Source organism: Chitinophaga jiangningensis (assembly GCF_900142605.1).
GTDB classification, from domain to species: domain Bacteria; phylum Bacteroidota; class Bacteroidia; order Chitinophagales; family Chitinophagaceae; genus Chitinophaga; species Chitinophaga jiangningensis.
Genome location: NZ_FRBL01000010.1, coordinates 170,469 through 183,014, shown reverse-complemented (window position 1 = coordinate 183,014; position 12,546 = coordinate 170,469). Strand labels below are relative to the sequence as shown.

The 12,546-nt window shown below is 48.7% G+C and carries 12 protein-coding genes and 1 riboswitch; of the genes, 2 read left to right on the top strand and 10 right to left on the bottom strand.

The genetic code is table 11. The annotated features are described in order from the left end of the window. Positions 1-104: 104 nt before the first annotated feature. Both BUB18_RS24915 and BUB18_RS24910 read right to left on the bottom strand, forming a co-directional pair. Entirely contained in the window at positions 105-767 is a 663-nt protein-coding gene (locus BUB18_RS24915) for an NAD-dependent epimerase/dehydratase family protein (RefSeq protein WP_073086338.1), read from the bottom strand. A gap of 33 nt (positions 768-800) precedes the next feature. Beyond that, positions 801-1,178 carry a winged helix-turn-helix transcriptional regulator gene (locus BUB18_RS24910; RefSeq protein ID WP_073086336.1) on the bottom strand — a complete coding sequence of 126 codons (378 nt, stop codon included), beginning with the start codon at positions 1,176-1,178 and terminating at the stop codon, positions 801-803. 77 nt (positions 1,179-1,255) lie between these two features. Between BUB18_RS24910 and BUB18_RS24905 the strand changes: the two genes are divergently transcribed. Continuing rightward, positions 1,256-2,659, top strand: a complete 1,404-nt coding sequence (locus BUB18_RS24905; RefSeq protein WP_073086334.1) for an MFS transporter — start codon at positions 1,256-1,258, stop codon at positions 2,657-2,659. A 95-nt stretch (positions 2,660-2,754) separates the two neighbouring features. Here the strand turns inward: BUB18_RS24905 and BUB18_RS24900 are convergent, their stop codons facing one another. The 8 genes from BUB18_RS24900 to BUB18_RS24865 form a co-directional block, all read right to left on the bottom strand. After that, on the bottom strand, positions 2,755-3,336 hold the full coding sequence (locus BUB18_RS24900; protein WP_073086332.1) for a PhnA domain-containing protein: 582 nt from the start codon (positions 3,334-3,336) through the stop codon (positions 2,755-2,757). A 60-nt stretch (positions 3,337-3,396) separates the two neighbouring features. Then, on the bottom strand, positions 3,397-3,696 hold the full coding sequence (locus tag BUB18_RS24895; protein WP_073086330.1) for a GNAT family N-acetyltransferase: 300 nt from the start codon (positions 3,694-3,696) through the stop codon (positions 3,397-3,399). A gap of 162 nt (positions 3,697-3,858) precedes the next feature. Further along, positions 3,859-4,443, bottom strand: a complete 585-nt coding sequence (locus tag BUB18_RS24890; RefSeq protein ID WP_073086328.1) for a pentapeptide repeat-containing protein — start codon at positions 4,441-4,443, stop codon at positions 3,859-3,861. Positions 4,444-4,567: 124 nt separating this feature from the next. After that, positions 4,568-4,951: an acyl-CoA thioesterase gene (locus tag BUB18_RS24885; RefSeq protein ID WP_073086326.1), complete on the bottom strand. Its 384-nt coding sequence runs from the start codon at positions 4,949-4,951 to the stop codon at positions 4,568-4,570. Positions 4,952-4,988: 37 nt separating this feature from the next. Further along, positions 4,989-7,307: a 5-methyltetrahydropteroyltriglutamate--homocysteine S-methyltransferase gene (metE, locus tag BUB18_RS24880; RefSeq protein ID WP_073086324.1), complete on the bottom strand. Its 2,319-nt coding sequence runs from the start codon at positions 7,305-7,307 to the stop codon at positions 4,989-4,991. A 148-nt stretch (positions 7,308-7,455) separates the two neighbouring features. Beyond that, positions 7,456-7,649: riboswitch (cobalamin riboswitch) on the bottom strand. Between the two features lie 213 nt (positions 7,650-7,862). Beyond that, positions 7,863-9,122 (bottom strand): MFS transporter, encoded by a 1,260-nt coding sequence (locus BUB18_RS24875; protein WP_073086322.1) that lies wholly within the window; start codon positions 9,120-9,122, stop codon positions 7,863-7,865. A gap of 33 nt (positions 9,123-9,155) precedes the next feature. After that, on the bottom strand, positions 9,156-9,749 hold the full coding sequence (locus tag BUB18_RS24870; RefSeq protein WP_073086320.1) for a TetR/AcrR family transcriptional regulator: 594 nt from the start codon (positions 9,747-9,749) through the stop codon (positions 9,156-9,158). Positions 9,750-9,876: 127 nt separating this feature from the next. Next, the gene (locus BUB18_RS24865) at positions 9,877-10,257 is read right to left on the bottom strand and encodes a nuclear transport factor 2 family protein (protein WP_073086318.1); all 381 of its coding nucleotides are present in this window, start codon (positions 10,255-10,257) and stop codon (positions 9,877-9,879) included. Between the two features lie 280 nt (positions 10,258-10,537). Between BUB18_RS24865 and BUB18_RS24860 the strand changes: the two genes are divergently transcribed. Then, a complete protein-coding gene (locus tag BUB18_RS24860; protein ID WP_073086316.1) occupies positions 10,538-12,532 on the top strand; it encodes a sigma 54-interacting transcriptional regulator in 1,995 nt (664 codons plus the stop codon). Positions 12,533-12,546 lie beyond the last annotated feature (14 nt).

Below are 12,546 nucleotides of genomic sequence, written 5' to 3'. Positions count from 1 at the left end.
AGCCAAAGCTGGCAAACTATCGTTGGTCCGAAAGTAAAGATTTCCCCCAACAATTCAAAGTAAACTACGGCTATTCATGCCCGTTAGGCCCTCAACTTATCATGCTATTGTGCTCCCAGCTTATTGATGTCTTTTACCTCCAGCACATTGGCAGGATAGCCTTTGGTAACTGCGTTGATCATAGCAGTGCCCACTTGTTGCAGCGTGGAAGTCATGTTGGGCATCAACAGTTTCAGGAAGGGATACATCCAGGCGAAAGCGTAGTAGAGCCTGGGCGGATTTTTTTGTCCGGGTACTGCTTTCATGAATCCTGGCCGGAAATTATATTCTTTTTTAAAAGGCAGTTTAGCCAGGTCGTTTTCAGTTTTGCCTTTTACGCGGGCCCACATGCTCCTGCCTTTTTCTGAGGAGTCAGTACCGGCACCGGAAACATAAATAAAGGAGATGTCAGGGCTTTGGGCGAGCAATTGCTGCGCAAAAGCGATAGTGGTATCGTATGTTAAACGCCTGTATTCATCCTCTCCTTTGCCTATGGACGTTACGCCGGCACAAAAGAAACAGGCATCAAATCCTTTGAGGTCCGCTGCTATGGTATCCAGGCGGAAAAAATCAGGCACCAGTCGCTCTGTCAGCTTAGGATGTGTAAAATCGTAATGCCTTCTGCTTACGATCAGCACCTGCTCTACCTGCGGATTTTCCAGGCAGGTTAGCAATACTCCTTCTCCCACCATACCGGTAGCCCCGGTGATAATAATTTTTAGTCCCATAGGATGTGATGACGTATGAATGAAAATAATATTTTAAACCATCCTGTTTTTGTAGGCTTCCCCCCAGTCGCACAGCGAGGTGATGATGGGCACCAGGGTAATGCCCAGCGGGGTGAGTTTGTATTCTACACGTGGCGGCACTTCCGCATATACCTTACGTTCAATAATGCCGTCCTGCTCCAGTTCCCGCAATTGTGCCGTAAGGGTAGCGTGGGTGATGTCCTGCATTTTTTTACGCAGTTCACCAAAGCGTGCGGGGCAGTCGAGCCGGATACTGTTTAACAGCAGCAGCTTCCATTTTCCTCCTATTACCTGCATTGCGTTTGTCAGCGCAATGTTATTTTCCATCAACAGCTGCAATTCATCCGTCATGCTAACTGCTTGTTGCTCACTAATAGTATTCTTTTCCATACCAGGTATTATTCGATGAACTACTTGATAATGCCCTATAGGGCCATCAACTTTGCTTCCTTAAAGTTACGGAATAGATGATTAGCATAGTACAATCGGAGAACAACAGGTGGTGGCAGCTCTGGATCGTGTCGGCTGCTGCATTTTTATCGGTGATCGATATTTTTATTGTGAATGTGGCATTGCCTTCGATACAGGCCGGCCTGCACAGCACAGAGGCGGATTTACAACTGGTGATAGCGGCTTACCTGATAGGGTATGCGGCATTTTTGATTACGGGCGGGCGACTGGGCGATTACCTGGGCAAAAAGCGTGTATTCGTTGCCGGTATGATATCGTTTACGGTGATGTCGTGCTGCTGCGGCCTGGCGCAAACTGCCGGGCAGTTAAACAGCTTCAGGTTTTTACAGGGCGTATGTGCGGCCTTTATGGTGCCGCAGAGCATTGCTTATATACACCTGCTTTTCCCGGAACACGAGGAGCGTATAAAAGCGCTGGGCATTTACGGCAGCATTGCAGGTACTGCCTCTGTGATTGGGCAGCTGCTGGGCGGGCTGATTCCCGATGTACATTTCCTGATGGATGGCTGGCGGTGGATCTTCCTCATCAACCTGCCTATAGGCATTCTGGCCACCTGGTTTGCCGTAAAATTCCTACACGAGACCCCGCTGGTATCGCAGTCGCGCTTTGATGTATCCGGTGTGCTGCTGCTTACCGCCACGCTGATTTTCCTCATTTATCCGCTGATACGGGGCAGGGAGCTGGGATGGCCGCTTTGGGCGGTATGCATGCTGTTGGCTGCGTTGGTAATGCTGGTCCTGTTTATCCGTGATCAGCGGCACAAAGGGCTACGAAACCAGGAGCCGTTGATAGACTTACGGCTGTTTGGCTTCCGGGATTTTAATATCGGGCTGCTGGCGGTATTGTTTTATTTCATGGTGCAGGACAGCTATTTCCTGATCAATGCGGTATTGCTGCAAAACGGGCTGGGTTTCAGTTCCAGCCTTACGGGGCTGCTGTTTGCTGCGCAGGGTATTGGTTATGTGGTGGCCGCGGTATCGTCTATCCGGCTGGTAAAGTTATACGGTCGCAAAGTGTTAATGGCCGGTGTGTTGCTGATGGCTGTTACTTTATTCCTGCACATTAAATTTTTTCAGGGAGATGTAATAGCATCTTCAAAAATATACCTGCTGTTATTTGTATATGGCATGGGGTGCGGGTCGGTATTACCATCGCTGCTGACACTGAGTATTCGTAGCATACCTCCTGCCTTTGCCGGTGCGGCATCAGGCACCTATACCACTTTTCAGCAAACGGCGGTGGCGCTTGGGATAGGTGTGAGCGGTGGGGTATTTTTCCGGTTGTTGGAGGGGGAGCATTCGGTGACGGCATATATACATGCTTACCATTGGGCTACATGGTTGAATATCGTTTTTCTGGTGGTTACAGCAGTGTTGCTGTATTTTCTGCCGAAAAAGTAGAGACGCCTCGCAGGCGTCTATTCGAGTAAATCTCCGCTTTAATCTTATTGATTAAAGCAGAGATAGTGTTTTTACAGACGCCTGCAAGGCGCGTATTAATGCTGCTTGCGCAGGTATTTCGTCAGAATTACGATCATCTGTCCTTCGATCTTACCTTCAATTTGTTCGGTATTATCCGGAACGAGGCGTATGTTTTTCACGACTGTACCCAGTTTGGCGTTGAGGGTGGTACCTTTTACGTCGAGGGATTTGGTGAGTACAACGGTATCACCATTCTGGAGTACCGCACCGTTGGAATCGCGGTGGAGGTCAACGGTGGCATCATTTTCATGATCTCCGGAAGCCTTCGCCCATGCGAGCCTGTCGTCGTCGAGGTACATCATATCCAGTTGCTCTGCGGCCCAGCTTTGATCGCGGAGTCGATTGAGCATACGCCAGGAAACCACCTGTACGCCTGGCACTTCGCTCCACATGCTGGTGGTAAGACAGCTCCAGTGGGCAGGGTCCAGTTCGGCTTTTTTCTCAATCTGGTTACGGCAGGTATTGCAGAGCAAAATGCTGTAATCCTCTACAGCGCCTGTTTCCGGCAGTACTTCGTAGATTTTCAGGTCTGTATTGCCGCCGCATACTTCGCAGTTGCCGCCGCTACGTTCGTTCAAAATAGCATCCAGTGTCATATCTAGTCTAAAAATTGGGCAGCAAAGATACGTTTTTTCCCGGAGAGGGTTGGTTGGGGATCAGTGATGATAATTTTTATCCAGCTGTGCTTTGTATGCCGGATGTTTGGTCAGGAAGCTGGCAACAAACGGACAGTATACCATCACCGGTTTGCCCAGCTCGCGAGCTAAATCAAATGCGGCTACGGCCAGCCGGGTCGCAATCCCCTTCCCTCCCATGGATGCGGGCACAGTGGTATGCATCAGCGCGATGTCGTTTTTGTAAAACCGGTAAGTAAGGGTTGCTTTGTCAGTACCATCGGTTACTTCCAGTTGTTGCTCTTTGGTGTTGTTGGTAACGGTGTAGGTAGCATCTGCCATGTGATAGTTGTCTTTTTATAGGATAACAATGGAGATAGAGTTGTTGTTGTCTACCCGTAATCGCCAGGTCCCTGCGGTCCTGGCGATTACGGGTAATTCCTCCCGCCGTTGGCGGGAGGAATTACCCGTGGCGAGGGCCTCGCCCCCTCGCCACCCATGACGTTAAGCATCAAAATCTATATCCAGGTTATACTTTGTCAACAAGCCCGACAAGTTAGCTGCCGCAAACTTTGCCTTCTTGATTTTATTAAAATCAGGATCGATACTAAAATTATACGCGGTTCTGAAATCTGTTTTTTCCAGTTGGGTAGCGGAGAAACGCGTCAGTGTAAGGTCGCAGTTGTCAAATACAGCCGCTGTCAGGTCCGCTTCCGAAAAATCAGCTTCTTTCAAGGAACAGCCCTGGAAAAGGGTTTTACGCAGCCTTGCGCCGAAGAAAACACAGTAATCCAATACGGTATCAAGGAAGGTGAAGGAAAACATGAACTTGTTGGAGCGACTAAAATCCACACCCAACACCTTGCACGACTGGAAGGTAATATCCCTGAAACCTGCGCCGTCGATGAGTGTCAGCGAGAAATTGCATTGCCTGAAAACACAGTTTTCAAAGTTATTATCACGGAGGTCACTTTTCGTAAAGTTGCAGTTAACAAATTCGCATTTTACAAATTCACGGTTCACCAGTCGCTTTTCTGTATAGTCCACATCCGTGAATGTTTTGTTTTCGTGCAAAATCGTTTCTCCCATTGTTGGCGGTAATTTTTCCCAATTTCGTAAATCTTTTGCCTTTTTGGATGAATGAAATAGCCGAAAAAAGTAGCCCCCGGAGCAGTCATGCTGCCGGGGACCTTTTTATAGGAAATGAATATGGTTACAAAACACTCACGGGTCGTTTCTGATCATCGATGGCTACAAAGGTGAATGTGCCGGAAATAGCCATTTCCCTGTTGTTGCAATACATTTCTTCCACGTAAATTTCTACGCTTACTTTCATGCTGGTGTTCCCCACTTTGGATACGCGGCCTATCAGCTCTATAATGGTACCGGCGGGGATAGGTTTGGTAAAGTCGATCCGGTCCGATGATACGGTTACCACCTTCTTACGCGTAAAGCGGGTAGCAGTGATAAAGGCTACTTCATCCATGAGGTACATGGCGGTGCCGCCAAACATGGTGTCATAGTGATTGGTACTATCGGGGAATATCGCTTTAAATATATGCGTTTCCGATGCCTGCATGCGTTCTTCTATAGTCATATTACATTGTTTTCCTGGATCATTACTCCCTGTTGAATCAGGCAGGCACTTTGTTCCTGAGTGTTTTAGCGGCAGCCACCATAGCGGCTACAGCAGCTTTTGTTTCCGGCCAGTCCCTTGTTTTAAGGCCACAGTCAGGGTTTACCCATAGCTGATCGGCCGGAATCACTGTCATCGCTTTTTCCATCAGGTCTACCATTTCTTCTTCAGCAGGAATGCGGGGAGAGTGTATATCGTATACTCCCGGCCCAATATCGTTAGGATATTGGAAACTGGCAAAACCTTCCAGGAGTTCATTTTGGGAGCGACTGGTTTCAATTGTGATCACATCCGCATCCAGGGCGGCTATGCTCTCAAAGATGTCATTGAACTCAGCATAGCACATATGGGTATGAATCTGTGTTTTGTCCTGTACCCCGGAGGAAGCTACTTTAAAGGCACGAACGGCATGATAGAGGTATTTCTCCCAGTTTTCTTTGCGCAGCGGCAGTCCTTCACGCAGCGCCGGTTCATCGATCTGAATCACTTTAATACCGGCTGCTTCCAGGTCGCTCACCTCATCGCGGATGGCGAGTGCAATTTGCAGGCATGTAGCAGCGCGTGGCTGGTCGTTGCGCACAAAGCTCCACTGCAGAATGGTAACAGGTCCGGTAAGCATCCCTTTCACAGGGCGATTGGTGAGTGATTGTGCGTACCTGGTGTAATATACCGTCATGGCATCTTTACGGGAAACATCACCAAAAATTACCGGCGGCTTCACACAGCGACTCCCATAGCTCTGTACCCAGCCGTACCGGGTAAATACAAAGCCTTCCAGTTGCTCGCCAAAATATTCCACCATGTCATTTCTTTCAAACTCGCCGTGTACCAGTACGTCCATGCCAATTTCTTCCTGCCAGCGGATAGAGGCCGCGGTTTCTTCTTTGATCAGCGCATCATATTCGGCAGGTGTAAGTTCCCCTTTTTTCCATTTGTTTCTCCAGGAGCGCACGGCGGGCGTTTGCGGGAAAGAGCCGATGGTGGTGGTAGGGAATTTAGGCAGCCGTAATACTGCCTGCTGCGCCTGTTTGCGTTGCAGGAACGGAGTGGCTCTGCGTGCATCCGTGTCTGTTACAGCAGCAGCGCGTGCAGTTACCGCCGGGCGGTGAATTAATGGAGACGTGCGGCGACTCTCCATGGCCGCCTGATTGTCTTTCAGGTCCTGCAAGGCATTCACAGAAGGATTGTCTGTTGACAGATCTGCCAGTGTTTTCACCTCATCCAGTTTCTGTTTAGCAAAAGCCATCCAGGATTTGATGGTAGCCGGCAAACTTGCTTCGTCTGTTTCCAGGTCCAGGTCGCAGGGCACATGCAGCAGGGAGCAGGAAGGCGCTAACAGGAGGCGGTCGGCCCCCAGTGCCTGCTGTGCCTTTTGGATCAGCGCCAGGGATTTATCGTAATCGTTTTTCCAAATATTGCGGCCATCTACTACACCAAGGGATAAACGAAGTTTTTTGTGTTTGATATCGGTAGCCAGGATGTCATCCAGTTGGGATGGACATCGCACCAGGTCCAGGTGCAGGGTTTGCACCGGCAGGTTCAGGGCTGTCTGGAGATTTTCGCCATAGCATTCAAAATAGGATGCTAAGATAAAATGCATATGTGGGAAGGCCTGCTGGAAGGTAGTGTAGGCTTTGGTGATGGCGTCCTGCTCTACTTTGTTGAGGTTGAGCGACAGGCAAGGCTCATCGAACTGAATATAATGTGCATCGAGGTCGTTGAGTTTAGACAGCACTTCCAGGTATACCGGCAGCAACTTACCCAGCAGTTGCAGGCGATGGAAGCCTTTTTCCTTTTCCTTACCGAGCAGCAGGAAAGATACAGGCCCCAGCAGTACCGGCTTTGCCTGGAATCCTGCACGTTTCGCTTCGTGGTATTGTGTAATCACTTTTTCTGAGAACAGGGAAAATTGCTGGTTGGCTGCAAACTCCGGAACGATGTAATGGTAATTGGTATCGAACCATTTGGTCATTTCCATGGCGGTAACGTCCAGTCCTTCTTTCTGATAGCCGCGGGCCATGGCAAACTGGAGGTCCAGCTGACTAAGTTGCTTATCTACCAGCAACTCGTGATAACGGGCCGGGATGGCGCCTGTCATCAGGCAGGTATCCAGCACATGGTCGTAGAAGGAGAAATCATTACACGGAATGATATCGATGCCTGCATCTTTTTGCAGGTACCAGTTGTTGAGGCGGATGCTTCTGGCGGTTTGTTCCAGTTCAGTTGCATTAATTTTGCCAGCCCAGTAGGCTTCATTGGCTTTCTTCAGCTCCCGGTGGGCGCCGATGCGGGGATATCCCAGGTTATGTGTGATCATGGTTCATCCGGTTTTAAAGTGAATAAGGAGCATTTACTTTAATACCTGCGCAGGCCTGTTGTGGGAAGGAAGTAACGTATGGACGCTGCGTACGTCAGCCCATAACGGCATTCCTGAAAGCTGACCCACTTCAGTCCACGAAAGTATTTGTCAACAGGCAGATAAGGCAGGTTTCCTGGCTCGCAGTATTTTATCTGTTCTTCTCACCGGGCCTGCCGGCAATGAACATCAGGTAGATAAAATTCAGGTACTGCTTACAGTTGCGGGACAGCCAGTGATTTGCACACTATTCCCTTTTAATGCTGTTATTCCTAACAGCCACCATTATCTGAATCAAAAAATGTTATTGGGTGCAATTTATAGCATAAACATCTATAAAACGCAACACAAACAGAAATAAGTATAATTTTCTACCATATAAACAGAACATGAAATCAAATTATATAAAATAAATAGAAAAATATTCCACCACACTATACATATACAATAAAAAACACCGGCCGGCAGAATAATCTGCGCGGCCGGCGGTGCCCGTATTTTTTAGCGTCAAAGGACTCAGGAAGTTTGTGCTGCCAGCTCCGGTTCCTTTGCTGCTGTATTTTTTGTTTTGATCATCTTACTTACCCGTCCTAACAAAAAGATGCCGACCATACTGAATCCTACTACCACCCAGCCTACGGTATCATAATGTTCGAGCGGACTAAAATTATTCTTTTGTATTACGATCCTGCCTGCCAGCACAGCTGCCAGTCCGCCGGCGATGGATTGCAGCGAGGCGTTAATACTCATAAAAGCGCCTCTGTCCTGCATTTGCGGCACAGCCGAAATCAGCGCTGTAGCCGGTACCATGCGGGAGAGGATACCCACCAGCATCAATACGTTGAGCAAGATGATGATCCAGAACGGACTTGGACCCAGGTTCGTGTACACCACCACCATCACCATGGTATACAGCGAGGCGATGCTGAACAGGGCGAACTTATCGATCTTATCACTCAGCTTACCAATCAGCGGTACGGAAATCAGCGATACGCAACCGGCAAAAGTAAACAGCAGGGGAAGCTGCTCCGTAGTTACGTGGAGGTTATTGATCGCAAAGGCCGAACCGAAAGGCATCATCATAAAACCACCTACCGACAACAACGCCGTTGCCAGAAAGGCAATCCGGTAGTTACGCTTGCTGAAGGTATGTAGCAGGTGCTGTACCGGACTTTTATCTGATTGCAACGCCAGATGCGCTGTAACGGACGGGAGTCGCATCACGATTAGCGCCATTACCAGGGCAGCCAATATTACCACCATGAAAAATGGTGCTTCCCAACCCCAGTGATTCGCGATGTACAGGCTGATAGGAATCCCCAGTACCTGGCTGGCACCAAACCCCATCTGCATGAATCCCATTACGCGGCCACGCATTTCAAGTGGAAATAAATCTGTGATAATAGCCATGGATACGCTGCCGATCACACCACCAAAAATTCCGGTGACAATCCTGGCCGCTACCAGCATAGGGTAGGTTTGCGCCAGACCACAGCAGAGCGTACCAACAATAAATCCTGCATAAAAGAAAATGAGCAACTTCTTACGGTCATACTTGTCCGCAAAACCAGCAGTTAGTAAACCGGAGATGCCCGCACTAAAAGCATAGGCAGCCACCACTATGCCAAAATGATCAGGCGAAATTTTCATTGACTTCATCAGCATATCTCCCAGGGGCGACATCACCATGAAGTCCAGAATAACAGTAAACTGCGTGAGTGCCAGCATCACCACGATCAGCTTCTGTTGTGGGCTAAACGATTGTTGTGTTTTCATAAAAATTACTATGTATATATGGAGCTAAAAAACTTATGATTTCTTTAAGGCTTTTATCACCCGTTCAAATGTTTGACGCATCACGGATTCAGATATGGTGAATGACCTGCCGCCTATACTCCTGCCCTCCTGGTGAAAGCGAATCAGTGTATACAATGGCGCAAATGCCACCGCCCAATATACTTCCAGCGGCATTTCATCAACCTCGTTATTGTCCTTCGCATGTTGCAGGAAACTCCCCATGTGCTTGCGCATCTCGTCCGAAATACCATGCAGGAAACGCTCTCCAAAAGCGGTGTTGCGTATTTTTTCCATGAACTGGTTCAATTCCTTGTACTCAAATGCATGGTCCGAACGGTTTTTCCACTGCACCCACAAGCCCTCTTCAAAACTCATCTCCGGCGAAAAGCCTTTGAATAAATAGGCGATCCACTTCTCCGTTTCTTCCTTTACAATGGTACTGATGAGATCTTCCTTATCTTTATAATAGATATAGATGGTAGCCGGGGATACCCCCGCCGCCTTCGCCAAACGATTTATGCCGAAATTCTCCAACCCTTCCTTCGCAATCATCTCAATCGCCCGGGCCTTGATATTCTGAACCTTATTTTCGTCACGATATCTCATGGCACAAAAATAAGTAAGCATTCGCTTATTTAAAAAAATATTTTTTGACCACATGAAAATGGCCCGACCTCAGGTCGGGCCATTCTGAGAATCCAGGGATCAGCCTATATGCTCAAATACCTAAACATCATAAGAAACATTTCGACACCAGCGCCGTATCCAGGCAATACAGCTGCACTTCCACGATACGCCCATCCTCCACAATCCATACATCAGCAAAAGGCACTTCTCCTATCACCTCCCCATTGACCAGCACCTCAGTGCAGCCACTCACCATCACCCGGTCGTCCTGACTCACCATCTGCACAATATGCTTGCTTACCCGGCTTCCTCCCTGGTAAAACCGCCCTATCAGCAGCAGCAGCCCTTCCCTGCCCCTGTAAGTTCCCCCCAGTGGTTTATCCAGCATAAACAGTGTATCCTCTTCGATAAGGGTCATAATCTTCCCGATATTCCCCTGCTCCAGTGCCAGATAAATATCCTGGATCGACTTCCAAACATTGGACATAGTAAAATCATTTTCCTCTCTTATTCAACCGCTGTACCATAAATGATTCGGGCATCAAAGTATTGACTCTGCCATCTGAAAGCGGTACTTTCTTCCATTTCCATCACAACTCCGAACGCCATGCTCCGAAATTTTCGGAGTTATCCGAAAATTTATACGATTAAAGCCTACTTTTATCCCGGAAATGCAGGAATGACGGGGGATATCGATCCGGACCCTTTTTTGCAGACCCACCCTCACTATCCTCTCTGTAAACTAACTGACTAATATTTATCGGGAAATGGAAAAGAAGATACTAATTGTAGAAGACGAGTTTGTAGTGGCCAACGACCTGCGCAGCATCCTGATCAAAGCAGGATACCAGGTATGCGGCATTGCCGACTCCGTGGATGAAGCGCTGGAAATGATTCATAAATACCAGCCGCACCTGGTGTTGCTGGACATATACCTCAAAGGAAACAAAACAGGTATAGACCTCGCACCTTTACTTACAGAGAAAAACATAGCATTCGTATACCTGTCGGCCAACAACAACGACTCCGTACTGGAAGCCGCCAGGGCTACCCAGCCATACGGCTTCCTGGTAAAGCCTTTCCGGGAAAAAGATGTACTGGTTACGCTCGACATGGCCCACTACCGCCATGCACACAGCATGGAATCCAAACTCCGTAAGGAACAGTCGCTTCAACTGGCCATCACCAATATCATGACGGACGACATCTCCTGGGACGAACGCCTCCTGCAGGTAGCACAAACCCTACAACCAGCAGTGCCATTCGATTTCCTCACCATCGGCCTCCGCCACGATACCGCCGCACAGCTTACCTACGCCGCCTCGTATTTTCGTATAGGCTTCAACGATTACCAGACGATTCCGATTCAAAGCCTGTATAACATCCTCGGCACCGACGCTCCACAGTTTTACCGGATGTGCGTGTCCAAACCCGCCAACCAGAATATATTCAACGGAAAAAACTTCCAGCAGTTATTTTCCATCCAGCCACTTAAACAAATCCTCGCCAAAAAATACCAGCTGCAAAGCAACATGGCTATTCACCTGGACCTCGGCGCCGACAATATCTTCATTTTCTCCTTTTACAGCAAACTGCCGGACGTTTATACGCATGAACACCTGCAGGCAGTTAGCCAGCTGGAAGCCTCGCTGCGATTGGCGGTAGACAGACTCCTCGCGCACGAAGAAATACAGAAGCTCAGCGAGCGACTGAAAAATGAAAAAAATTACCTGCAGGAAGAACTGAAAACTAATTCCAACTTCGAAGAAATTATTGGTACCAGCCCGCTGCTCCTTAAAGTATTTGACCAGGTAACGCGGGTGGCGCCTGTCAATACCTCTGTTTTATTATTGGGAGAAAGCGGAACCGGCAAGGAACTGGTGGCCAGGGCTATCCACGGCCTCTCGCCGAGAAAAGATAAATTACTGGTGAAAGTAAACTGCGCAGCCCTCCCTCCCAACCTCATTGAGAGCGAGCTTTTCGGACATGAAAAAGGCGCATTTACCGGCGCCATGGACCGCCGCATCGGTAAGTTTGAACTGGCCCATGGTGGTACCATTTTCCTGGATGAAATCGGAGAAATGCCACTGGAAATGCAGACAAAGCTGCTCCGCGTTCTCCAGGAAAAAGAAATTGAACGCATAGGCGGCAAACAAACCATAAAAGTGGATGTACGCATTATCGCAGCCACCAACCGAAACCTGGAAAATGAAACTAACGCGGGCAGATTCCGGCTGGACCTCTATTACCGGCTCAACGTATTCCCGGTGATGCTGCCCCCGCTACGCGAAAGAAAGGGAGACATCCCCCTGCTCGCCAACTTTTTCGGACAAAAGTTCGCTAAAAAAACAGGCAAACATTTTCATGGCATCAAACCAGCCGCCATGGAAGAACTGCTTCAATACCACTGGCCAGGCAATATCCGTGAAATGGAAAACATCGTGGAGCAGGCCTTTGTCCTGAACGACGGTAAAAGTCCGCTGGAATGGGGCCGGGAGCTTAGGAATCCCTTCAGCATCCCCGCCACGGCCGATACCCCCGTTCCTGAAGCAGCTCCCAGATCTCTCCATGATGTAAAGGAATTACAGCAGGCTACCGAGCGGGAATACATCCTGTCCGTACTCAAAAAAACCAACGGCCGTATACGCGGCGCCGGTGGTGCTGCAGAAATCCTGCACCTCAAGCCTACCACCCTCGAATCAAGGATGGAAAAACTGGGCATTAAAAAAACATTCATCACCCATTCCGATAACCAGGCCTAGTTTCCAGTTCCATA